The organism is Niabella drilacis (genome assembly GCF_900101395.1).
Classification (GTDB): Bacteria; Bacteroidota; Bacteroidia; order Chitinophagales; family Chitinophagaceae; genus Niabella; species Niabella drilacis.
Genome location: NZ_FMZO01000003.1, coordinates 288,369 through 311,783, shown reverse-complemented (window position 1 = coordinate 311,783; position 23,415 = coordinate 288,369). Strand labels below are relative to the sequence as shown.

General features: G+C 48.2%; 17 protein-coding genes. 7 read left to right on the top strand and 10 right to left on the bottom strand.

The genetic code is table 11. The annotated features are described in order from the left end of the window. Nucleotides 1–27: 27 nt before the first annotated feature. The 4 genes from BLS44_RS07555 to BLS44_RS07540 all read right to left on the bottom strand — a co-directional run bounded on the left by BLS44_RS07555 (nt 28) and on the right by BLS44_RS07540 (nt 7,815). A complete protein-coding gene (locus BLS44_RS07555) occupies nt 28–2,112 on the bottom strand; it encodes a ComEC/Rec2 family competence protein (protein WP_090389440.1) in 2,085 nt (694 codons plus the stop codon). A 180-nt stretch (nt 2,113–2,292) separates the two neighbouring features. Beyond that, nucleotides 2,293–4,662: a S9 family peptidase gene (locus BLS44_RS07550; protein ID WP_090389439.1), complete on the bottom strand. Its 2,370-nt coding sequence runs from the start codon at nt 4,660–4,662 to the stop codon at nt 2,293–2,295. Between the two features lie 143 nt (nt 4,663–4,805). Further along, nucleotides 4,806–6,461, bottom strand: coding sequence for a M28 family metallopeptidase (locus BLS44_RS07545; protein WP_090389438.1), 1,656 nt, complete (start codon nt 6,459–6,461; stop codon nt 4,806–4,808). A 103-nt stretch (nt 6,462–6,564) separates the two neighbouring features. Next, nucleotides 6,565–7,815, bottom strand: a complete 1,251-nt coding sequence (locus tag BLS44_RS07540; RefSeq protein ID WP_245729137.1) for a PQQ-dependent sugar dehydrogenase — start codon at nt 7,813–7,815, stop codon at nt 6,565–6,567. A gap of 274 nt (nt 7,816–8,089) precedes the next feature. On the opposite strand from BLS44_RS07540, the gene BLS44_RS07535 reads away from it, so the two are divergent. The 3 genes from BLS44_RS07535 (at nt 8,090) to BLS44_RS07525 (ending at nt 10,717) form a co-directional block, all read left to right on the top strand. Continuing rightward, nucleotides 8,090–8,914: an SCO family protein gene (locus tag BLS44_RS07535; RefSeq protein ID WP_090389436.1), complete on the top strand. Its 825-nt coding sequence runs from the start codon at nt 8,090–8,092 to the stop codon at nt 8,912–8,914. Next, the gene (locus BLS44_RS07530) at nt 8,886–9,425 is read left to right on the top strand and encodes a DUF420 domain-containing protein (RefSeq protein ID WP_090389435.1); all 540 of its coding nucleotides are present in this window, start codon (nt 8,886–8,888) and stop codon (nt 9,423–9,425) included. Before BLS44_RS07535 ends, BLS44_RS07530 begins: the two co-directional genes overlap by 29 nt. Nucleotides 9,426–9,661: 236 nt before the next feature. Then, nucleotides 9,662–10,717, top strand: coding sequence for a PDDEXK nuclease domain-containing protein (locus tag BLS44_RS07525; RefSeq protein ID WP_090389434.1), 1,056 nt, complete (start codon nt 9,662–9,664; stop codon nt 10,715–10,717). A gap of 21 nt (nt 10,718–10,738) precedes the next feature. Here BLS44_RS07525 and BLS44_RS07520 read toward each other — a convergent pair whose 3' ends face one another. Genes BLS44_RS07520 through BLS44_RS07510 form a run of 3 tightly spaced genes read right to left on the bottom strand, consistent with a single transcriptional unit; the run spans nt 10,739 to nt 13,674 of the window. Next, nucleotides 10,739–11,404 (bottom strand): hypothetical protein, encoded by a 666-nt coding sequence (locus tag BLS44_RS07520; protein WP_143019697.1) that lies wholly within the window; start codon nt 11,402–11,404, stop codon nt 10,739–10,741. A gap of 54 nt (nt 11,405–11,458) precedes the next feature. Next, nucleotides 11,459–12,508, bottom strand: coding sequence for a right-handed parallel beta-helix repeat-containing protein (locus BLS44_RS07515; RefSeq protein ID WP_143019696.1), 1,050 nt, complete (start codon nt 12,506–12,508; stop codon nt 11,459–11,461). 38 nt (nt 12,509–12,546) lie between these two features. Next, nucleotides 12,547–13,674 carry a hypothetical protein gene (locus BLS44_RS07510; protein ID WP_090389431.1) on the bottom strand — a complete coding sequence of 376 codons (1,128 nt, stop codon included), beginning with the start codon at nt 13,672–13,674 and terminating at the stop codon, nt 12,547–12,549. A gap of 145 nt (nt 13,675–13,819) precedes the next feature. Here BLS44_RS07510 and BLS44_RS07505 point away from each other — a divergent pair, with 145 nt between their 5' ends. Together BLS44_RS07505 and murA are read left to right on the top strand one after the other, a co-directional pair. After that, entirely contained in the window at nt 13,820–15,055 is a 1,236-nt protein-coding gene (locus BLS44_RS07505; RefSeq protein ID WP_090389430.1) for a hypothetical protein, read from the top strand. A gap of 52 nt (nt 15,056–15,107) precedes the next feature. Next, the gene (gene murA / locus BLS44_RS07500; RefSeq protein ID WP_090389429.1) at nt 15,108–16,418 is read left to right on the top strand and encodes a UDP-N-acetylglucosamine 1-carboxyvinyltransferase; all 1,311 of its coding nucleotides are present in this window, start codon (nt 15,108–15,110) and stop codon (nt 16,416–16,418) included. A gap of 69 nt (nt 16,419–16,487) precedes the next feature. Here the strand turns inward: murA and BLS44_RS07495 are convergent, their stop codons facing one another. Continuing rightward, nucleotides 16,488–17,624, bottom strand: a complete 1,137-nt coding sequence (locus BLS44_RS07495; protein WP_143019695.1) for a hypothetical protein — start codon at nt 17,622–17,624, stop codon at nt 16,488–16,490. Between the two features lie 180 nt (nt 17,625–17,804). Between BLS44_RS07495 and BLS44_RS07490 the strand changes: the two genes are divergently transcribed. Then, a complete protein-coding gene (locus BLS44_RS07490; protein WP_090389427.1) occupies nt 17,805–18,569 on the top strand; it encodes a response regulator transcription factor in 765 nt (254 codons plus the stop codon). A gap of 46 nt (nt 18,570–18,615) precedes the next feature. Beyond that, a complete protein-coding gene (gene murI, locus BLS44_RS07485) occupies nt 18,616–19,440 on the top strand; it encodes a glutamate racemase (protein ID WP_090389426.1) in 825 nt (274 codons plus the stop codon). Here the strand turns inward: murI and BLS44_RS07480 are convergent. Both BLS44_RS07480 and BLS44_RS07475 read right to left on the bottom strand, forming a co-directional pair. After that, on the bottom strand, nt 19,406–20,053 hold the full coding sequence (locus BLS44_RS07480) for a hypothetical protein (RefSeq protein WP_090389425.1): 648 nt from the start codon (nt 20,051–20,053) through the stop codon (nt 19,406–19,408). The two genes, murI and BLS44_RS07480, sit on opposite strands and share 35 nt — an antisense overlap. A gap of 4 nt (nt 20,054–20,057) precedes the next feature. Further along, nucleotides 20,058–23,369, bottom strand: coding sequence for a caspase family protein (locus tag BLS44_RS07475; RefSeq protein WP_090389424.1), 3,312 nt, complete (start codon nt 23,367–23,369; stop codon nt 20,058–20,060). Nucleotides 23,370–23,415 lie beyond the last annotated feature (46 nt).

Below are 23,415 nucleotides of genomic sequence, written 5' to 3'. Positions count from 1 at the left end.
TGCTTATTGAGCCGCAAAGGTAAGCGTTCATAGGTTCATTACAAAAGCACCTTTCTCTGCAACATTATGACAGGGGATCCTGAGCGAATCACAATCCCGCTGCCAGTAGCGGGCTTTCCATGCCGGTACCGAGCCGTCAATAACAATTTGCCGGGGCCGTACCCTGTTGATGAGCTGTGAAATATACAGCCGGGGATTACCGGAAAGTATCATAATGGCTGCAGTGCCGCCGTGATTGATCCTCTCCACAGGTTGATCTACCAGCATAATCTGCTTTCCGCAAAAAACAAACGAACGGTCGCAATCCCTCAGGTTGCCTGTTTTTCCGCATTCCTGCAGCCGGTGCAGGGTCAGCGATGGCAGAAAGACATTTCTCCGGACCAGCGGATCTGCTGTTGCAACGGGGTCGGCAATAAGAAGATGGTCCCGGCCCCTGATCAGATCGACCGCGCCGGCCCCCGGTATATTGTATACGATCATCTTCGCCTGCCGGCCTGCATCATAAAACGAGAGCGTTCTGAAAATAAGGATCCCACTCAGGGAGATAGCAGCAGCCCACAGACCAGCCTTTCTTTTTTGCATCCACACCACCGCCATACCCGATATGAAAATGTAAAGCAGGATCACCTGCGGTATGTTTAGCAATAAACCCTTCCATAATGCAAACGGATAGCGGCCCAGGTTTTCAACGATCCCATTCATCCACCAGATCATACTGCTTAAAGCGCGTCCCGCCAAAGCAGCCAGCGGGCTGCAGGGCGCTAACAGCACCAGCAATAATTCGCCGATCAGCACCAGGCTGGACACCGGCACTACCAACAGGTTGGTGATCAAAAAACAGACCGGGAACTGGTGAAACTGGTAAACGGCTATGGGAGTGGTCAATACCTGGGCAGCCATACTTACTGCGCAGAGCTGCCATACCCCATCCAGCAGTTTATTGTTTACCGTTATAAGCCGATACAGGGGTTTATAAAAAATAACGATGCTCAGCACTGCGGCATAGGAAAGCTGAAACCCCGCATCCCACAACCAGTAAGGGTTGTAGCAAAGCAATAAGAAGGCTGATGCTGCCAGCGTGTTGTAGACGGAAGCGTTGCGGTTCAGCATTTTTCCCAGCTGGATACAGGTAAACATCACGGCGGCACGGATAATGGATGCAGCTCCTCCTGCCAGTAAACTGAACATCCATAGCACACTTAAAATGATCAGCCCATGCAGCCAGCGGGTCTTCTTCCGTTTCCGCAGCGGCTCCAGGAAAAGGTTTAGCAACCAGTAAACCAGGCCCAGGTGCATACCGGAAACAGCAATTACATGCACCACACCTGTATCGCTGTATGACTGCAGCAACTCCTTATCCATATCATCCCGATAACCGATCAGCAGCGCCTCAGCCAAACCCAGCTCCCTGGGTCCATTTATATACTTTTTTAAAATGCCCAGAATGGAAGATCTTGTTTCATACAACCACCGGCCCATATTAAAGTCCCGATCAGCCTGACCCCGCACAAAATCGCCGGGGGCCAGGTATAACTGGTGCGTGATCCCGTTAAACAACGCATACCGCCTGTAATCGAAGGCTCCGGGGTTGCCGGAGTTCCGGATCTGCTGCGGTTCTTTTGCAAAGAACAACGGGTCCCCGGCCCGGAGCCTGCTGATACCCGTATCTTTTCGAAAATAGATCAGGACCCGTCCGCGCACCGGAAGCAGGCTGTCGCTGCTGACCAGGCAGGTTATATCTGCTTCTGCCTTATAAGAACGGCTTTTTTCAACGGGCTGTTCCAAAAGCGTTGCCCGGAAATAAGATCCCGGCATATACCGGTGCGGAAACCAGTCCCGGTGCCTCCGCACATCTTTGGTGGCAGCCACAAACATACCCAGGCAAAGCAACAGGAGTGTCACCAGTATTGCCTGAAGCCATTGGAGCCTTAGCCGCCGGTATCCCCGGACACACCGGAACAGCAGGACCAGCACACCTGATAAAAACAATCCCGTTATACAAGCAATAACGGACAAAGAAGCCTGCCAGGACAGGAGGATCCCCCCTGCAAACGGGAGCAGCAATTTGATAAACGGAACTCTTGCCAGGAAGAGAGTGGTTGAAGGTGCCATAGGTGTTGTGTTAGCCACCTAAAGTTACAAAAATATTATATATATTTTTTACACAACCTGTAGCACTGTCCTTGGTCTATTGGCGGGATAAGGTGAGCGACAGGACCCGGGTCCTGTTCAACGGCTTCGCCTATTGGCTTATTTGCCAAAGCCATAAAGCATGTTACCAGTCTTAGTACGCTATTTTTTCAGCGTTTGCTCAAAAAGTTTGAAAATGCGCCTGTATTCATCCGTCCAGCTTGCCGGTTCTACAAATCCGTGATCTTCCATGGGATAAGAAGCCAGTTCCCAGTGCTCCTTTTTCAGCTCCATCAGGCGCTGTGCCAGTTTCACAGCATCCTGGTAATGTACATTTACATCCACCATACCGTGGCAGATCAGCAGGTTGCCTTTTAATCCGCCGGCAAAATAAAGGGGAGAACTCCTGTGATAGGCTATACTATCTGTAAATGGTTCGTTCAGGATATTGGAAGTATAACCATGATTATAATTGGCCCAGTCTGTAACCGGCCGCAGTGCTGCACCACTGGTAAAAACATCCGGTGTTGTAAACAAGGCCATCAGTGTCATAAATCCTCCATAAGATCCTCCGTAGATGCCCACTTTTGACGGGTCGATCTTATAGGTATCAGCCAGATATTTTACTGCATCCACATGATCAGTCAGGTCTTTTCCTCCCATATGGCGGTAGATCCCTGTACGCCAGTTGCGCCCATAACCCGCACTGCCGCGGTAATCGATATCCATCACATAATAGCCATTATCTGCCAGCAGGTTGTTGAACATATATTCCCTGAAATAGGAGCTCCACCATTTATGTGCGTTCTGCAGGTACCCTGCACCATGCACAAAAAGCACCGCCGGCATACCGGGTTTGGGATTTTCGGGTTTGTAAACTCTTGCGTATACAGGCGCCCCGTCCCTGGCAGTAAAGGAGGTCACCTCCGGTATGCGCCAGTGGTATTGCATATATTCTTTTGACTGTGCCAGATGCGTGATCTGAACAGGCTTTGCCCCTGCCCTGTTTTCCTGCAGAAACAGCTCCCAGGGCCTGTTCACATAGGAATTCCTGATGGCCAGGTACTTTTCATCAGGAGCCATGGTTACCTCGTTGGCTCCTTCAAGCGTCGTGAGCTTCTGAGCCGTTCCTGTTTTTATAACCAGCTTATAAAATTGCTTTTCACCCGGATGTACCTCGTTGGTTGTAATATAAAAGGATCGCTTATCGTTGGAAAGCTTTGTCTCCTGCACTTCGTAATTGCCTTTTGTCAGTGCCCTCTTAGTGCCCTGCATAACAGAGCAGGTGTACAAATGCGAATAGCCGGTGACTTCACTCTGGAACCAGACCGTCTGATCATCGATCCAGCCGGTAGCGCGGGGGCTGATACCGGGGCCGCCGATCCAGGCATCGTCATGCTGCCGGTCCACCAGTTTCAGGCTCCTTGTTGCGGTATCCATCAGCAGCAGCCATCGGTCCTTATTGTCATCTGCATATACATCCAGCAGGGCATAGCGGCTGTTTTGCGACCATTCAACACCCCATATATTTACATTCCGAAGAGCGGTATCCTTCTGCATTTTTTGCCATTGCTGCGGGTACTCCTTTACGTATGCCGGTATATCCCGTATACCGGGGATCTGCTCCGTATTGATCTGATAAGCGGTATCTTTTATGCGGTCGTAAACAAAGAACCGGGAGTACCCCTGCGGGCTTCCCACTTTTGTGCGGCCGGGAATGTCGGTGGTATAGCCGCTTTCCGTTACATAATCCGGTACAATGGTCCTTTTCCCGTTCCCTGCCGTATACAACTGATAGGTTACAAACCGGCCGTCGGGACTAATAGCCGCGCCCATCAGCTGGTTTCCGCCCAGGTAAACGGGTTTGAGGCCGGATACCTCTGCATCCTTACGGTAGTGCTCACTGGCGGTCCGTTTGTTATTGCGCTCCCGCAGTATATCCATCGTGGCCAGTTGTTCTTTTTTTAGCCACTCCTCTTCTGCATTGCCTTTTTTGCCTTTATCTGCAGGGGCATCGTTGGTAAAATTGGTCAGCTGCTGTGACGCTCCGGTAGCCATCTCCCAGGAGTACAGGTTCTGGCCACGGCTGTAAACAATCCTTGTATCATTAAAACTGAATACGGGATTATATTCACCCTCCATCGTTTGGGTAACGCGCGTGACCCTGCCGCCGGGTGCCCGGTAGTAAATATCCCCGTCCTTTGCCCAAACCGCAGCAGTCCTCTTGTTATTATAGCGCAGTTGGTATTCGTATACCGCCTGGAGCTGCTCATCCAACGCCAGCTTATGCGGTGTTTTATCTGCTATAGTAACCCGGTACAGCGAATCGGCAGGATTGCGGTCCGGGTTCCAGTTAAAGATCAGGGTGTAACCATCATTCGCCCAGGCTATATCACCGGGGGAAGTGCCCATCCATTTAGGATCACGCATGATCTTTTCCACCGTTAATGATCCGGGAACGTTTTGTGCTGTTGCTGTAAAAGCAACCACTAATGCAGGAACTGCAATGGCTTTTATCAATAATCTCTTCATCCTGTAAAGCAGAAAAATTTATAATACCGCTTGTCTGCTATTGGCATAAAGCGGGAATGATCTTGTTTCTTTGATACAAATTTAGGGAGCGCACCTGGTCTTCGCGCCCGTCTCCGAAAAACATTCAGGCCGGTGGAATTGCATTATTCCTTCCGCTCTGCGGCACTCCTGTCCCTTTCTGCCTTGAACTCCGAGCCCGCTTTCCACCCCGGCCATACATGCCCGTAAGCCAGCCGTTTACCTACCATAAAAAGCAATTGCAGATCATCTGTGGCGCCGCCCAGATCCCAGGAGGGGTTGTATTCATCGGATGGGCCGTGATAATGCTGCGCGTTGAATTCTTCCTGCATTTTCTTACCATACTCTTTTCCCTTACCCACTACATCAATCCCAAAACCCTGGGCCAGCGCGGGTATCCCCGCTTTTGCAAAGCTGAAATGATCCGACCGGAAATAATGCCCGGCTTCCGGTGTGGCATCATAAGAAATATAGCGTCCCTGCTTTTCGGCTTCTTCTTTCAGCAGGTCTTCCATATCCGACTGGCCCTGCCCCACCACCATAATATCTTTTGTTTTGCCATAGTTGTTGACCTCATCCACATTCAACACCGCCACCGTTTTGGCAACGGGATAAACGGGATGCTGCGCATAGTATGCAGAGCCCAGCAAGCCCTGCTCCTCCGCAGTCACCGCAAGAAAGACAATGGTGCGTTCCGGAGGTGTTTTGAGACTTTTCCAGGCCCGTGCGAACTCCAGCAGCGCGGCAGTGCCACTGGCATTGTCCAGCGCGCCATTATAAACAGAATCGCCTTTTGCATCCGGTTTGCCAATACCCAAATGATCCCAATGGGCCGTATAAAGAATATATTCATCGGGGTATTTACTGCCGGTGATCCTGGCGATCACATTATGCGATTTACTGTACGTTACTTTTGTCCTGATGCTGGTAGAAACGGTTTCGTTAAGGGTAACGGCCTTAAACCCGGGTATATCTGCTTTTGCGATAATGCCGGTATCCTGCCCGCCGGCAACGATCAGCTTTTTGGCCGCTTCCATAGAGATCCAGCCCTGGGCATCCAGTAGCTTTTCGTTCTTATTGTCCAGCCGCAGCTCGGATTCATTCCAGCCGTTCTGCACCACGCTGAACGGATAGCTGGCCGCGGCGGTGCTGTGGATCACCAGGCAGCCCCGGGCACCCTGCCGGGCAGCCTCCTCAAACTTGTACGTCCACCGCCCGTAATAGGTCATCGTTTTGCCCTTAAACAAGGTGGTATCCCCATTATTAAAGCCCGGATCATTTACCAGCACCATTACGATCTTTCCCTTTACATCCAGCCCGGCATAATCGTTCCAGTTGTATTCAGGGGCCACCACGCCATAACCGGCAAATACTACCGGCACATTCTGCAGACTGACCAAAGCATCCGTTTTGGGTGTAGACAGCACATACTCATCAAAGCCCTGCAGCTGCAGATCTGCCTTTGCTGCAGTTACCTGCATCAGCGGGGCCGGTTGTGACAGGATATCGATCATCGGCACATCCTGCAGGTAACTATCGCCATTGCCGGGCTGCACTCCAATGGATTGAAACTGCTCCTGCAAATAAGCGATCGTTTTTGTTTCGCCCTCTGTAAATGGCTTCCGTCCCTGGAACGAATCCGACGACAATACTTTAATATGCTTTACAAGGCTGTCTGCATTGAATACCGACAGGCCCTCTTCATTATTGCCGGTCTTTTCGGGGTTATTACAGGATACAAAAGCGAGCGCTGCCAATACAGCAATGAGCAGTTTATTCATTGAATCTTTATTTTGAGAATTGAGCTCCTGTGATTTGAAATTTGAAAACCCATCGGGCGAAGTACTGTCTCACCTCTGAATTTTCAGGTCTCAGGTCCGAAAACTACTTCTTCCCGATCCGGAACAGCCGTCCTTTTTCGCCATCGCTGATCGCATACAATGCGCCGTCCGCGCCCTGTACCACATCCCGGAACCGCTGTTGCTGATCGGTCAGCAGCCGTTCCTCTCCCACTACCTTATTGTTTTCGATCACCAGCCGTACAATATGCATACCGCTGAGGGCCCCTATAAACAAATTATTCTTCCATTCGGGTATCAGGTCACCACTGTAAAAGGTAGCGCCACTGGGTGACACCACAGGGTCCCAGTAATAAACCGGCTGTTCCAGACCTGCTTTTTGGGTAATTCCTTCCCCAACTTTCTTACCACTGTATTCCAGTCCATAAGTGATCGTCGGCCATCCATAGTTCTTTCCCGGTTCAATGCGGTTAACCTCGTCACCGCCTTTCGGGCCGAATTCATCCTCCCAAAGATCGCCGGTAACCGGGTGTATGGCCAGCCCCTGCACATTGCGGTGGCCATAAGAGTAAATTTCCGGGCGGGCATCTGCTGCATCAAATTTCGGATTACCGGGGGCAGGCTTACCATCCTTAGTGATCCTTAATACCTTACCCAGTGCAGAGTTCAAATGCTGTGCCTGGGGACGGGATACCGTGTCCGAACGCTCCCCGGTACTTACAAAAAGATTACCATCTTTATCCCATACCAAACGGCCGCCATAATGTAGCTTGCTGGGAAATGCCGGAAGGCCCTGGTAAATAACGGTTGCTCCTTCGATCGTTTTTTCATCCGCCGCTAACTTTCCTTTACCTACTGCCGTTAACGTTCCGGGAGGAACATCCTGCGAAAAAGTAAAATAAATAGTACGGTTTGCCGCAAAATCCGGATCTATAGCCACATCCAGCAACCCGCCCTGTCCCTCGCTATTCACCTTTGGCAAACCGGTGATAGGCGCACTCAGCTGTCCCGCGGCGGTAGCAATACGAAGGTCGCCCTTCCGCTCGGTGATCAGAAAACGCCCATCCGGCAAACCGGTGATCCCCCAGGGATACACCAAACCGTCTGTGAGCATTTTTACATCCAGCGGTGTTTGGGTTTTTACTCCTTTTATACGGGTTTGCCCTTCAAACGCCGGTTTATAATCACTGTTGGGGGTTTTGGTTTCCACAGGATTAGAGGAAGAGTCTGCAACTCCGTTGGCCGCTTTTTCGCCATGCGACTGGTCAGCATTACAGGCCATGAACAGGGATGCTACCAGTACCCCTGTCATCAGTGGTTTAACATGAAAACTCATTGTGTAATTTTTTTAGACGACTTAAAAGTAGCACAATTCCCCTTAAAAGCGGTCGTTTCAAAACAAAACGGGCCCGCCAAAGGGCGGGCGGCACTGCAGTCAGCAGGCCTTATATCCTCCGGGCCGGCTGCATTCCTGTTAAACAGGCAACTTTTTTAACAAAAGAGGGCACTTTGGTGTTTTACATTATTAAAAATATATTTTCATAAAAACAGAAGCCGTTTAAAAGCTTTTTACGACTTTTGCGGCTGCAAAAACTTAATTCAGGTTTCTTTTGAACAGAAAAGCAATATACGGTCTTCTCATTACGATCATCTTACCGCTCACCTGCTACTTTATCATCGGGCATTACGCTGATCAGGCGGTGGTTCTGCCACAACGTTTTTTTCCGGATTCCATCAACTCCACATTAAAGGACGGCAAAAAGGTTTCCGATACGGTATGGCACCGGCTCAGCAACTTCAAGCTGACCAACCAGCTGGGCGAAACGGTAACCCTGGACAAATACAGGGGCAAGATCATCATTGCTGATTTCTTCTTCACACATTGCCCTACGATTTGTCCGCCGCTGACCCAGAACATGAAGCGGCTGCAGGGTTCCATTACCAACTCAGAACGGGTGGGAGACCGCACCAACAGCGATGTACAGTTCATTTCGTTCAGCATTGATCCGGAGCGCGACTCGGTCCACCAGCTCAAAGCCTGGGCTGACCGCTTCCAGATCAACCCCCAGCAATGGGACCTGCTGACGGGTGATAAAAAAACGATCTACGACCTGGCATTAAAAGATATGCGGATCGGGCTTGTAGATGGTAAGGGCATTGATACCAGCTTTATTCATACCGATCATTTTGTACTGATCGATACCAGCCGGGTGATCCGGGGATTTTATCATGGACTAGACAGTGCTTCCCTGGCCAAAATTTCGCGGGATCTTGTGCTGCTGACACTGGAAAAAAACCCGAACGAAAAAAGCGCACTATCCGGGCAGTTAAACCTGCTCGCCATTGTATTTTTGATTGCGGGCGTGCTGGTTGGCTTGTTCCTGATCGTGTTTAAAAAGAAAAAAAATGTTACCCCCATCGTGGACCAAAAATGATAAGAAAGCCCGGCTTCTTATTTATACTTTTTCCGTAATTGTATTTGCTGTCATTGTAGCCCTGGGCCGGGTTCAGTTAAAGGTACAATTGGGCTTCGACGTACATATCTTCGCTCTTGTTAATGCCCTTATCAACGCTGTTGTTGCTGTGCTCCTGGTCATTGCCCTCTTTGCCGCAAAAAGCGGCCGGCACCTGCTTCATAAGCGGCTTATGCTGGTGGCTATGGTACTTTCCATTCTGTTCCTGGTAAGTTATATTGCCCATCACCTGCTGGCGGGCGATACCAAATTCGGCGGCACCGGCGCCATTCGGTTCATTTACTATTTTATTCTTGGCACACATATTCCGCTCGCGGGTATCATCCTGCCGTTTATTTTGTTTACAGCATACAGGGGATTGATCGGCGAGTATCCCCGGCACCGGAAAATAGCCCGCATCACCTGGCCCATCTGGTTTTATGTGGCGGTAACCGGACCGATTATCTATCTATTGATCAGTCCATATTATTAAATCCCCCCTGAGCTTTACAGGGTATCCGGATTGGCTCCCGGTAATTCTTATACCTTCCATTCAACAGCAATCCTATTTCCCGGCCTGCCTGCGGCATTGAAGATGCCGGTAACTGACTACTTTTATATAAAAAATAGTTTTCATATTTTATAGTACCTTTATAGCAAAGCGCCCCTGCCTGGCCATTCTTTTTATAAAAGAAAAGCGCTATCTAAAAGGCCCTTTGTATATAACCTATGAATAAGAAAACGTTCACCCAAAGCAAGGAGAAAAGTACGTCGTTAAATAAGCAGCTATCGCCGGAAGGAGCCTTACTTACTGACCTCTCACAACTGATAGAGCAAAGCCAGCATCAATTTGTACAGCAGGCAAACAGTGCACTTACGATGCTTTTTTGGCATATTGGCACGCGTATCAATGAAGACATCCTCCAAAACAAGCGGGCAGACTATGGCAGGCAGATCATACCTGCATTAGCAGCCCAATTAAAAGCCCGCTACGGCCGCAATTTTGAAGAAAAAAACCTGCGCAGGATGCTTCAGTTTGCAGAACAATTCCCCGTTAAGGAAATTGTCGTGACGCTGTCACGACAATTGAGCTGGTCGCATATCCTGGTATTATTACCATTGAAGGACCCGGAAGCAAAACTGTATTATGCCCGAACAACAGCTAATAATGTATTGAGTGTAAGGGCGTTGCGCCATCAGATAGTCACAAAGGAATATGAACGTACGACTATTGCCAATTTACAGAACACCAGCAATCATCCAGCGCTTCAGAACAATTTTAAGGACCCTTACTTCCTGGATTTTTTAGGTCTTCGAAATACCTACCTGGAAAAAGATTTAGAAGCCGCTATTTTAAAAGAGCTGGAAACCTTCATCCTGGAGCTGGGAAACGGCTTTGCCTTTGTTGATCGCCGGAAAAGAATGATCATTGACGGGGAAGACTTTTACCTGGACCTCCTGTTTTATCACCGGGTTTTAAAACGGTTGGTTGCCATAGAACTGAAGCTCGGGAAATTTGAAGCCAAACACAAAGGACAGATGGAGCTTTACCTTCGATGGCTGGGTAAACACGAAAAGCAGGAGGGCGAACTCCCTCCCGTTGGTCTGATCCTTTGCACGGAAAGTAGTCGTGAGCAGATCGAATTACTGGAAATGCATAAGGATGGCATTATGGTGGCAGAATATTGGACCGAGCTGCCTCCTAAAAAAGAATTGGAGAAAAAGATACATCATATCCTTATAAAAGCCCGCGAACGCATTGAAAATAACCGGCTGCTGGAATAATACCGGTTTAGATCCCAGGGCTTATTTTATGATCATTTTCAGGTTTGCAAAAGCGCCATCCGACCGGTGACCGGTCCAAAAACCGATGCGGCCATTGCTCCTGTTGCCCAACCGGGTTACAACCAGGTCCGGTTCCGGATGCTCATTTACAAAAACGCTTACCTCAGAATGATCAATGACTACACGTACGTGAAACCAGTCGTTGGGACTTGGGGGGCGCTTGAGGGACTGTTCATACTGGTTGGGATGTTCGGTTCTGAGTTTCTCCCAGTCTTTGTCAGGCAACGAAATATACTGAACGGAATGGCTTCTCCGGCCCTTATCAGTTGCCCGGAAATTAAAAGGCCTGAAATAGATCGCCTCCATCGTACTGTCATTTAAGCCATGAAAGGCAATGCCCACAAAGCTTTGCTGTAATACGTCCCTGCCCTTGACATCAAATTCAAGAACTCCTTTAACCAGCTCATAACCGGGTAACCAGGCCACACCATGGTTGTCCCTCGCATCCATATAAAGACCATTCCTGTTTTTTGAATCCCTCAGAGGCGTTATGTTCCGGTTAAATACCTCCAGTTTTTTACCAACAACTAATTTTTCCAGATCAGGTCTTAATTCCTTTGCAGACTGCCCCGGTGAGCATACGGTAAACAATACAAAAGGGATCCATACAATTGTTTTTAGCATCATATCCATTTGTTGATTAAAGTTTAAGCTGATATCAAAGAAACCTGGCACCGCTTCCTATTCTTCACCTTCACCCCTTACGCCGGCACTAAAAATACCCGCCGGGATCTCATATCCGTCCGATGTTGGTGAAAGATGCAGGTATCCCTTCTGTTGTCCGTCCAAACCCACTTCATTTAATACCACTTTCGCCTTTTTACGGATGTTGTTTTCTTTAAAATTATTTTTATCAACAGCAGCCAGTCCACCGCTGTTCATATACATACCGGCATAGTGTTTATTATTCGCAATAACGGAGTTGTTGAAAACATACCCCGGGTTGGTACCTTCGGGCCGCAACCAGAAAAAATTACAATCAAACACAATATTATCCCGGAAGGTAAACGCTGACGTAAAAGGGCCAAACCAAACAGCCGCCTCATAAGCCCCTATAATAATGGAATGGATAACCGAGAAATCTCTTATGGCCTTAAACAACAGCAACGCATTTTTGCAGCCGTAAAAAATACAATGGTCTACATGAACCCCCGCTCCATGTGCCCAAACAGCCCCCTGAATAGGTGTCGAATTCCGTTCACCAATAAAGTAACACTGTGCAATATCCAGTCCATGATAAATAGTGTCTTCCCTTGCTATGGGATAATAATATTTGGTTTCGGGATTTGTATTCCCCAGAAACTTCAGCCCCCTAATAACCACATGATCCGTTGCGGCAATAAAACCGGATGCATGTGGAAACTGTACTGCTGAGTTATTAGTAGATACCGATAGGATGACCGGCATTTTTGCGGGGGTCCATAACGGGTCATCCGGCAGCACAACCGCCTCGATCATATATACGGACCCTGAATGAAGGATGCCCTGTTTCCGGGTGATTACAATTTTGTCATCCAACAGATACAGGCCTGGCAGCAACCGGATGCGAACCGTATCGCCGCCATCATATTCGGCTGCCGCAGCCGCTGCCCGTTTCAAACTTCTGAAAGGCTCTGCAGGATTTCCGCTGGCTTTGTCGCTACCCTTTACCGGGTCCACAACAAAAACCTGTGCACCTGAGGTATATGCGTGCAGCAGAAACAGAACACCGATCGCTATCATTCGTTTCATTATCAATTATTTAAATGGCATAGTAAAAAAGTAACCGGTCATTTAACGGTAATTCCCTCCATCGATCCCAGCCGGGCTATGATGCCCCAGCCGTAAAAGTTATTGGCAATACCGATCAGCAGTTCATTGGTTCCGGCCTGTAGGGGAAGCTGGAAACCGGCATTCTCGATGGAAAGGCGCCCATCCGGCTTCTTGCGCGGCCCTTCCAGGTAAAGATTCTTATCTACATACACCATCTTCCCATTCAGGAATACCCAAACCTCATCACTAAACCCAAGATCCATTGTTAGTTTTTGTTCGTGAGGTACGTTCAAAACAGTTTTCAGCCAGATCAATTGCCGGTTCAGGAACTGCCCGCCACCAAAGAACCGGGTCAGGTTCACCAACCCGCCCCGCTCTGCAGCTACCGGCTGCCACTGCATGGTACTATCCGGTAAACCCTTTAGAGTAAGATCCCTGCCCGCGGCAAAATCAATCGGTGTGCTGGCCATCCATTTCCGCAGGTAGCGGGGATCATTCAACGTAAGATCCATCCCGGCATCAGGCGTTAGTCCCTCTGTATCGTTTTCCCTTATTTTTAAATGACTGATCGTTACTTTACCGTCAAAAGCGAGGGCTCCTGTACCGGTGTTCCCTTCCAGCTGCGGAACCAGGAGTGCCGGTTGCTGCATATCATTCACATATACCCGCATTTTTTTACCGGATACCACCAGTTTAATATGGTTGGGCCGGTTTGCATACAGATCCGCCGCCGCCTGGTATTGTGGCAACAGGTCCCAAAGGTTTACCCCTTTTAAAAAGGGAGCATACTGGATGGCATCCATGGCAACCGGGTCACCCGCCCGCCCGCCTCTCAGGTAAAAGCATTCGGTTTCCTGCAGGTCCTGCATCCTGAAATAGATACTGGCAAAGCCGCGCTCCTGCAGTTGAACGTCATACTCGATCACCCCGCTGGAGAATGCAATATCTTTTAACCGAACAACTTTCCCGTTCTCCGTAATTTTCATCACCCGCTGCGTACCGGTACCGGAAAACTCCGCGGAGCCCGGTTCAAAAGCCCAACGCTGAGGCTGCAAAAGATCGTTCAACGACTGCGCCGCAGTTCTCTGACCATATAAGCCCATCACAATACCCAGGAAACAGAACACTGATAATGCCTTTCTCATTGTTTTACTTGTTTTATATTAAAAAAGAGGACGCTGATTTTACAGGATCCTGCGGGCGGGGATCGGGTTCAAAATTGTTTCCCGTTTAATAAATTGTAAATTCATGGCCTGTTCAAGTTTGTTCAAGGCCGATCACAATTAAAAAATGACCGATAATCAGCAGTTTTTAGAAAAATGCCGGAAGCTCATCGAAGAAAAACTGGGCTGGGGTAGCAGCAATCAGTGGCAGAACCAGGATTTTGAAAACCTGGGTGACCGGATCTTTGAAGTAACCGGGGTAGTTTTAAGCGCCAGCACACTCAAACGCATCTGGGGGAAGGTGCAGTATAACAGCAAACCCAACCTAAGCACGCTTGACGCTTTGGCCCGTTTTGCCGGTTTTGCCAACTGGCGGACTTTTACGGCTTCGGTAATATCCCCGCAGCCGGAGCCCGCAGCGCCTGCCCCTTCTTCCAAAAAACGAAGGTCTTTCAAGATTATTCTATTGATGCTGGCCCTTGCCGGGGCTGCGCTTCTTATCGGTTCTATTTTTGTTCGCCAACCCCGTAGTCCGCTGACATTTGATCAACTCCGTTTTTCCAGTAAACCGGTTACCCTCGGCGTTCCCAATACCGTCATTTTTGAATACGATGCTACCCATTCCAATGCCGACAGTGTTTTCATACAGCAAAGCTGGGATCCGAAAAGAAAATTCAGCGTTGACAAAAACCTGCATACGTATACCAGCACCTACTATATGCCGGGTTTTTATAAAGCCAAACTTATTTTGAACGATTCTGTAGTAAGGGAGCACGAGCTGATCATCGAGTCCGGCGGATGGATGGGAGCCATTCTCCGGGAACCGGTTCCCGTTTATGTAACAGACCGGCTGCACACGGTTCCCGGTCAAACCGGCATCAGTCAGCAGGACTTGAACGACCTCCATATAGAACAGGATAAAACAGCCCCAATAGTTACGCTGGCCAATGTGAGCCGGGAACCGGATATCAGCAGCAGGAATTTTCTCCTGAGCCTGGATCTCCAAAATACCTACCACGGCACCCCCTCTCCCTGTCTTCATACCAATATTGTTGTACTGGGCACCGATGGTTATCTGCTTCTTCCGCTTGGCAAGCCCGGTTGCGCCGGCGAGTTTAATATGATGCTGGGGGAACTACCTGTTGAAGGAAGAACCCATGATCTTTCTGCGTTTGGCGTCGATTTTTCAAAACCCGTGCAGCTGAAATGTGAGGTCCGGGAGCGGCATATTCAAATAACAGTAAACAATAAAGAAGCCTATGCCGGCCGGTTTGAAAAAGACATTGGTAAGATCGTGGGGGTACAGGTAAATTTCTTTGGTACAGGCTTCATCCGGAATTTTCAATTAAAAGCAACCGGGTAGTTTAAAAAGAACAAGGGTATTCGACTATCTTCGCCCACAAATTAATATTCTGATGAACGTATTTGAAGTCCGTGGGGGCAACCGGTTAAAAGGGGAAATTTATCCGCAGGGTGCAAAAAATGAGGCGCTGCAGATCATTTGTGCAGTACTGCTGACCCCTGAAGAAGTGACGATCAAAAACATTCCGGATATCCTGGATGTGAACCTGCTGATCGAGCTGCTGGCAGAAATGAATGTGGAGGTGAACCGCGTTGACCGCAGTACCTGTATCTTCCGGGCAAAAGACGTAAATATTGATTACCTGCACAGCGAGGCTTTCCGCAAAAAAAGCGGTAAGCTCCGGGGTTCCGTAATGCTTGCCGGAGCCATGCTGGCGCGTTATAAAAAAGCCTTTATTCCCAAGCCCGGTGGCGACCAGATCGGGCGCCGCAGGCTGGACACCCATGTAATCGGTTTTGAAAAATTTGGTATCAATATCAATCATAATGAAGCCGATGGTTTTTTCCATTTGTCGGCCAAAGAGCTCAAAGGCACTTATATGCTGCTGGATGAGCCCTCCGTGACGGGTACCGCCAACGTGGTAATGGCCGCTACTATGGCTACCGGCACTACCACCATTTATAATGCCGCCTGCGAACCTTACCTGCAGCAACTTTGTAAAATGCTCAATCGTATGGGCGCGAAGATCAGCGGCATCGGCAGCAACCTGCTTACAATTGAAGGGGTAGCCCATCTTTCCGGCACCACACATACCATTCTTCCGGATATGATCGAGGTTGGTTCTTTTATCGGCCTGGCCGCTATGACCCAAAGCGATATCCTGATCAAAAATGTAAGCGTTCCGGACCTGGGGGTAATCCCCAACCGCTTTGAGCAACTGGGCATCAACCTGGAAATAAAAGGTGATGACATTCATATTCCCACACAGGAAAGTTATACGATACAAAAATATTTCGACGGTGGTGTACTGACCATTTACGACCATCCCTGGCCGGGCTTTACACCAGACCTCCTGAGCATTGTGCTGGTAACAGCCATACAGGCACATGGCAGCGTACTCATTCATCAGAAAATGTTCGAAAGCCGCCTCTTTTTTGTAGACAAACTGATTGATATGGGTGCACAGATCATTCTTTGTGATCCGCACCGCGCCGTAGTGATCGGCCTTGGCCGCGAACGGAAGTTAAGAGGCATTACCATGAGCAGCCCGGATATACGCGCGGGGGTAGCTTTACTGATCGCCGCCCTAAGTGCAGAAGGACAAAGTACGATCCAGAATATTGAGCAGATTGACCGGGGCTACCAGCAGATCGACACCCGGTTACAGGCCCTGGGAGCAGATATTCGCAGAGCGCAGAAATAAGTTGAAAAGGTTACAGGTTAACCAGGTCATTTATCAGCCAATGAACTGGTCAGCCTTTCAACCATGCAGCTACTTCAGTCTGAATGCAGTTTTATAAACACGATCCGATTGAACGGGGTAAAGGCTAACGGAGCTGCCCTCCGTCCTGATCCCCTTCACCCGGTATACCAGCGGCACCCCTTTATAGTTAAAGGGTTGCTCAAACAATTTCTTAAACTCAATCAGCCGCTCATACCCATTCAGATCCCGGGCAGCGATTGAGTTCCTATTCACATGCTGATAATAGACCCTTGCATCAGCGCTTTTCAAAACAGCAATATCATCGGCCGTTGCCCAATTATTAAAATAACTGTTAACAGCCGATTTCAGCCGTTCTTCGGTAGCATCAGACTCTAAAAAAACATAGGCGGCATATCCGTAAACAAGATCTGATATAAAACAGGCATCATTTTTTAACAGGCCTGCGTAACTGGCTTTGTGTTCATTATAGTCCCTGGCATCATTAAACAGTACATGATGGTAAACGCCCATACTATACACAACATAACCCGATCTTTTTGCGATCGCATCCGTACCGTCGGGCAACCGGGGTACCAGGTATGCCGGATCTATTTGTTCAAAAGCCGAATTTTCTCCTATTATCCATCCGGGAAAATTAAACAGGGCGGTGGAATATCTTTTAAAGGGCACCCTGCCTGAGGACAGGCTTACATCACCGTTTTGCAGCCCCTTAAACCAATGATCCATCAACCCGGTAAATGCTGTTCTATTGGGAGCAATAAGCGTATCACCGGCTATTCCGCCGGCAGTAGAAGACAATGCTACCGGATGATCCGGATATCCGTTAAAGGGGGTCAATACGGCTTCCTGGAAATCCTTTTTATTCAAAAATGCACCGGGATAAATTTCAGCCTCATTGCCGTCATTCACCCTGTAATAGTCAGCACTATATCGGATAAAGAAACTCACACCCGAACTATCCTCCCAAACACTGTCGCGGAGGACCTCTTTGTTAAACGAATTGGCCTTTAGCGCTGCACGGATGGAGTCTATTTGTGCTTTTTTTCCTTGAACTATTGTAACAGGAGGATCGGGAGAATTGGGCGGCTCCGGTCCCGGAGGGTTAAGAGGGATATCCTTTTTTCCGCAGGAGGCGATCAAAAAAATAAGCGCCAGCACTGCCGGCACTATTTTATACCGTGCCATAAAGGACCCCGGTTTTAAAACCATTAACGCGTTTTCCAACGTATTTTTCATAAATTTATGCAACAGCCTGTTTTGTTTTTCATCTAAAAAACACCCTGTAATAGGTTTTGCAAAGCTATCATTTCTTTTACAGAGCAGACCTACTCCTATGGGTAGTTTTTGGTTATTAATAATTCGTGTATGAAGATCTCTGTGAACGATTTTTTTAAACCGGTAAAAACGGACAATACCCTGTCGGATAGTGATTATGTCGTTGTTGCCCGGTATATAGACCTGTTAAATGCCGTTTCCCGGCTGTCGAACGCCAGCCTCTACCTGGTCGATTACAATGCCCGGGGGTTTTTATACGTTTCCGACAACCCGTTATTTCTTTGCGGGTACACCCCGGAGGAAGTAAAAGAGCTGGGATACACTTTTTACCTGAACCAGGTGCCGGAGCAGGATCTGCAACTGCTGCTGGAAATTAATACGGCCGGGTTCCAGTTTTTTGAAAAGCTGCCATTGCCCGAGCGAACCCAGTATATAGTCTCCTACGATTTTCATTTAAAAAACAGGGCAGATCATACACAAACGCTCATTAACCACAAACTAACACCCCTGGAGATCAGGCAAAACGGTGAAATATGGCTTGCATTGTGCATGGTATCCCACTCCACAAACCGGACTGCCGGCAACATCCTGTTGCAAAACAGGTATAACGGCCATTCCCTTACCTATAACCGGGTTTCAAAAAAATGGAAAAAAATGCCCGGAGTGATGCTGAGCAACCGGGAAAAAGAGATCATCCAGCTTTCATTCAAAGGATACTCCAGCGATAAAATAGCTGAAAACCTGTTTATTTCAAAAGAGACGGTAAAATTTCATAAAAAGAATATTTTCCGGAAGCTGAATGTCACCAATATCACCCAGGCCGTTTCTGTCGCTTCCCGTGATAAAATAATTTGACCCGACTATTTTCCGGGTTGCTGCCAACTCATTACTTTTACATTTTATGGCCCCGATAGGTGTTTTTGATTCCGGTTATGGAGGTTTAACAGTTTTAAGAGAATTTGTTAAACTACTGCCCCAATATGACTACTTATACCTGGGCGACAATGGCCGGGCTCCCTATGGTAACCGTTCCTTTGAAACAGTATACGAGTACACGCTTCAATGCGTGGAATGGTTCTTTCAGCAGGATTGCGCCCTGGTGATCCTGGCCTGCAACACAGCTTCGGCAAAGGCCCTGCGTACCATCCAGCAAAATGACCTGCCTGAAATTGCGCCGGACAGAAGAGTTCTGGGGGTGATCCGCCCTACCACCGAAGTCATTGGCAGCTGTTCTGAAAACGGCGAGATCGGCATCCTGGCAACCCGGGGTACGGTCCTTTCTGAGTCCTATCCGATAGAGATCCACAAATTTTTCCCGGATATGAGGGTATACCAGGAAGCCTGCCCCATGTGGGTACCCATTGTGGAGAATAACGAGATCGACACACCCGGCGCCGACTTCTTTATAAAAAAGAACCTGCATTCCCTGTTTCATAAAGGCCCCGGAATTGATACGGTTTTGCTCGCCTGCACCCATTATCCGCTGCTGAAAGACAAAATTCAGGAACATTTGCCGATTGATGTAAAATTAGTATCACAGGGCGAGCTGGTTGCAAGCAGCCTGACCGGTTACCTGCTGCGGCATCCTGAAATAGAACAGCGCTGCAGTAAGAACGGGCAGCAACAGTTTTTTACTACAGACTCTACGGAGGATTTCGACAGCCATGGCAGCCTGTTCTTTGGCGCCCCGGTTAAAAGCCGGTACCTGGAGCTGAAGAACCACTAACCGGCTTTGTTCCATAAACCGTAATCGCAAAACTGCTTTTTGCCGGCTCATCCCTATTCCTGTAATAGGTTGTCTGAAAGATGAGCTTAGGCTTCCCGGTGGCATTGACATATACATTCGTTATCCTGTATCCTTCTTCTTCCGAGCCATCGCTCACGATGGTGTAGTTTTTGCGATCAGCAAATTTCACCCGCATAAACGCCCGGGCGTCGGCCTGCACCTGCGCTGACTGCGCCAAAGGAATCACCCAGTTCAATGTAACCGCATTGGGGAACCTGCCGATCTTCATTTCACCTCTGCCGGGAATCAGTTTAGGCCGGACGAAAATACCTGAGTCCTGCCCGCTTCCCATAATGTCTCTAAAGTTATCTTCGGCGTGCAAAAAGATCGTGTCCAGCATGGTTTTATGATCCCTTTCCTGGGCTCCTGCTAAAAAAACAAGACCACATACCAACAGCCATGTAAGCACCCCCCTCCTGTACCCCGGTCTTCGTATCGTATGCATAGAAACTACAGTTGATTTTTCAGTTCGTTTGTTACCGCCGGCAGGCCCGCGCACGGTTAACCAGGCATTCCTTTGCGTTCTGTGCTCCTTCATTTTTATCTGCCGCATGCCGTTATTTTAATAACTCTACCGGAAAATCATTTCCAAAGCCATAACTGGCCGGTGTTTGCTGGCTGCCATTATATTTCTTCATCAATTCGGGCACTCCTGTCTGCATATAATCTTTTAAGCCATCCACCGTTATCATTTTATCATTTGCGGCGGCACCCTTTAAGGCCTGCAGCAGCACATATGTAAAGGCGCCGTGCCCCAACGTCGAAAACTCATTTGCAAATTGCTGAGCCCCGCTGGCCGCCATCCAATGTGTTCCGGTACTACGTGCCACCAATGCAATATTTTTTTGCTGGTTGCCGTCGGCGCTTAACATTTCTGCAAATGCGCCCGCACTCTGACAGGCATCCAGGATGAATAATTGCTTTTGCGCCTGGATGTCAATAGCAAATTTTTGCAGCTCTTTTGCAGCAATACCATTTGTCTTCAACACTTCATCTACGTTCTTTAAATCCGCAACATCATTTGGCACCAGGTAAAACTCTTTATTTCCATTGGCAATAACTCCGTGACCTGCATAATAAAACATAAATACATCCTGCGGTTTCGCCTTTTGCCGTACCTCATTAATGGCATTGGTAATACCTGCTTTATCCGCCGCATGATCCGTAATAAAATAGGTCTTGATATTGGATAGTACAGTTTTGGCATCCCGTTCCACTTCCTCCTTAAAAGCGGTTGCATCGGCCAGGGCATAGTTTAAACTCATCCCGGTATTCTTATAGGCATTGATACCGATCACCACCAGATACATGGTAGCATTTTTATCAATCATAGCAACTGCAGCATTGCGCTTGTTAACCGGTTTTGGCTCATTGCTGTTGTTCGTACCCGACTGGTAGAGCACCGTAATCTCATCCGGATCACTCTCTGTACGCTGCGCATTTAATGCCACGGCCCGTATCGTATTGGAGCCGGGCAATAAAGGGATGGTGTACTTTTTAACCGCCGTCCCGGATTGATCGTCCGCCACGATGAGGTTCCGGGTTACGAGTGTCACAATTTTTCCATTATGAAACAGGCGTATTTCATCAATTGTGCTCTCTGCCGCCCGGGCGGTAACGGTTATTTCGGCCGCACCGGTTGTATTCTGAAAAACCGGCCTGTCGTCCGCCACTTCCAGGTTCCGTTGTGCTGCGGCATATGCTATAGAAACAGTGGGGGCATCCAGCAGGCCAGCCACATCCGGGGGCGAAAACTGTTCCCCGTTGATCTTCCTGCGTAAAAGGTCCGGCGTAAAATACCGTTCATATAACTTTTCAAGCGGGATCGGCTTATTATTCTTTACAAAATACAATTCTTTCATACCCTCCACGCTGCCATCGAACAGGCCTTCAGGCGAAACAAAAACATATTCGCCCGACTTTTCAACCAGATAATAGGTTCCCAGCAGTTTACCGGTGCGCACATCCCAAACCTGCACTCCCTTTTGGGTGGTGGGCGTAAACATTACTTTGGCATCTGCAGAAAATGTCGCTTTCAGGAAATAGCTGTTATCCACACTTTTGAACTCCTTCAACAATTTGCCGTCCCTGGTTACCAGTTTTAAATTGTGCGCGCCAACCTGGAACTGACCTACCTCCCCGATCGCGATCATGTCGCTTTTCAGATCGCCGCCTAATATCAGAAACGGGTTATAATGCGGTAACTGAAAGGAGGATATATATGCTGCATCATCTGCCTTATAAACGTTTACGTTTTGCTGCTGGCTGGTAGTAATTATATAATAGCTATCGTTCAAAAAATGAATGCTGGTCGGGCATCCGGCATCTTTGGAAGGATCACAGAGCCGTTTATTCATAACCGTTGCTCTTTTTTCAAGATCATATATGGTTAAATAACGCATGTTGCTTTTACTGGTGATACCCGCAAAATATTTCCCGTCAACGCTTGCGGACGCTTCCATAATCAGTTCGCCCAACGTTGCCAGTTTAGCCGCTGCACCGGTGGTTATATCTATCGCAGTAAGGCTTCCCTTCAAACCTTCACAACAGACCAGTTTTGTATTGTTGTAGTTAAAAAAGAAAAAGCAGCGTTCCGGATCAATGGTGGCGGGCAGGGTGATGGTCCTGATCGCCTTACCGGTAACGGCGTTCAGCAACACCGCTTTTTTATCTACCGTAACCGCCAGTTTTCCATCACCGCTCAATACTACACGATTGGTAACACGGTCCGGTCCCTGCACATAACTTTCCGGCTTATAATTTGCTGCATTAAATTGCCGTATCCCGTTATCGTTGGTAGCAAAGCGCAGTTCGCGATCAGCCATGAGCCGCTGGCTGAGATTCCCGTAAACAAAAAAGGGCTGAAAATCGGCGATCCGGTTATTAAACTTTCGCTCGTACGTTGCGGTAGCCGGGTTGAAAAAGAACACGGTCCGGTCATTATTAAAAAACACCTTTCCTGCAACTGCCGCCGCCCGATCGCCATAATAAATAGCTCCCGGCACCTCGGCTGCCGACAGTGTTGCGGTTTTAATTACATCAAACGCAGGAAGCCGCATTACTTCTATTTTATAATCCTGGCGTTTATAATCCGCGCTAAACAGAACCAACTGATCTGCACTGCTTATACAAAAACCACGGGGATTGTATAATGGCTTTTTGGTCTTTTCTACATGAGCTGTATTTATATCGTATGCAATCAACGAATCATTACGCAAACCAATAACCGTATTGTTGCCGGGATTATAGTCATAGGCGTCCATCTTCAGTGAATAAATATCCTTAAACTCCTTCTTCAATACTATTTCACCGGTAACCGTATTGATAATGCTCCAGCCAAAATAGTAGAGCACCAGCAGCCGGTTGTTGCCCAGCTCGTAAAAGCGGCACTTGTTCGCAGAACTGTTTACCGCTTTGTATACCGCCAGTATTTTTTTACCGCTGTTTGCGTCCAACACGTTAAAGCTCCCGTTATCCACGGCATATACAACCGTTCCGTTTTGGCCAAATGCCGCGCCGGAGGTAATGCCCCCTTCGCTAAAAATCTTTTGCCCGCTTTGAATATTATAACAAAACAAACCGCTGTTGGTACAGGCCAGCACTTTATCCAGCTTATCGGTTATGGAAAGAGCGTTGGTTTCCGAGGCAAAGAGACTTATATCAAGATTTACTTCATGTATCTTTTTATTGCTGGCCACATCCCACACCAGTACCGTTTTATATGATATCGATGCCACATATTTGCCATCCGGAGAGGCCGTTATCCGCTCAATAGATTTAGCATGTCCGGAAGGAACGATCAGTGATACAGGCTGCGCCCCTACGGCACCAACCATTATTAGCAGGAACAATGAAAAAGCAGCTCTCATGTTTTTGATTTTTATTTTAAAAGCTCCACCGGAAAATCATTTCCCA

Excerpts from the sequence above, each read along its gene's own strand:
- BLS44_RS07555 (WP_090389440.1), bottom strand. The coding sequence starts at position 2,112 with ATGGCACCTTCAACCACTCTCTTCCTGGCAAGAGTTCCGTTTATCAAA.
- BLS44_RS07550 (WP_090389439.1), bottom strand. The coding sequence starts at position 4,662 with ATGAAGAGATTATTGATAAAAGCCATTGCAGTTCCTGCATTAGTGGTT.
- BLS44_RS07545 (WP_090389438.1), bottom strand. The coding sequence starts at position 6,461 with ATGAATAAACTGCTCATTGCTGTATTGGCAGCGCTCGCTTTTGTATCC.
- BLS44_RS07540 (WP_245729137.1), bottom strand. The coding sequence starts at position 7,815 with ATGAGTTTTCATGTTAAACCACTGATGACAGGGGTACTGGTAGCATCC.
- BLS44_RS07530 (WP_090389435.1), top strand. The coding sequence starts at position 8,886 with ATGTTACCCCCATCGTGGACCAAAAATGATAAGAAAGCCCGGCTTCTT.
- BLS44_RS07525 (WP_090389434.1), top strand. The coding sequence starts at position 9,662 with ATGAATAAGAAAACGTTCACCCAAAGCAAGGAGAAAAGTACGTCGTTA.
- BLS44_RS07520 (WP_143019697.1), bottom strand. The coding sequence starts at position 11,404 with ATGATGCTAAAAACAATTGTATGGATCCCTTTTGTATTGTTTACCGTA.
- BLS44_RS07515 (WP_143019696.1), bottom strand. The coding sequence starts at position 12,508 with ATGAAACGAATGATAGCGATCGGTGTTCTGTTTCTGCTGCACGCATAT.
- BLS44_RS07510 (WP_090389431.1), bottom strand. The coding sequence starts at position 13,674 with ATGAGAAAGGCATTATCAGTGTTCTGTTTCCTGGGTATTGTGATGGGC.
- BLS44_RS07505 (WP_090389430.1), top strand. The coding sequence starts at position 13,820 with ATGACCGATAATCAGCAGTTTTTAGAAAAATGCCGGAAGCTCATCGAA.
- murA (WP_090389429.1), top strand. The coding sequence starts at position 15,108 with ATGAACGTATTTGAAGTCCGTGGGGGCAACCGGTTAAAAGGGGAAATT.
- BLS44_RS07495 (WP_143019695.1), bottom strand. The coding sequence starts at position 17,624 with ATGGCACGGTATAAAATAGTGCCGGCAGTGCTGGCGCTTATTTTTTTG.
- BLS44_RS07490 (WP_090389427.1), top strand. The coding sequence starts at position 17,805 with ATGAAGATCTCTGTGAACGATTTTTTTAAACCGGTAAAAACGGACAAT.
- murI (WP_090389426.1), top strand. The coding sequence starts at position 18,616 with ATGGCCCCGATAGGTGTTTTTGATTCCGGTTATGGAGGTTTAACAGTT.
- BLS44_RS07480 (WP_090389425.1), bottom strand. The coding sequence starts at position 20,053 with ATGCGGCAGATAAAAATGAAGGAGCACAGAACGCAAAGGAATGCCTGG.
- BLS44_RS07475 (WP_090389424.1), bottom strand. The coding sequence starts at position 23,369 with ATGAGAGCTGCTTTTTCATTGTTCCTGCTAATAATGGTTGGTGCCGTA.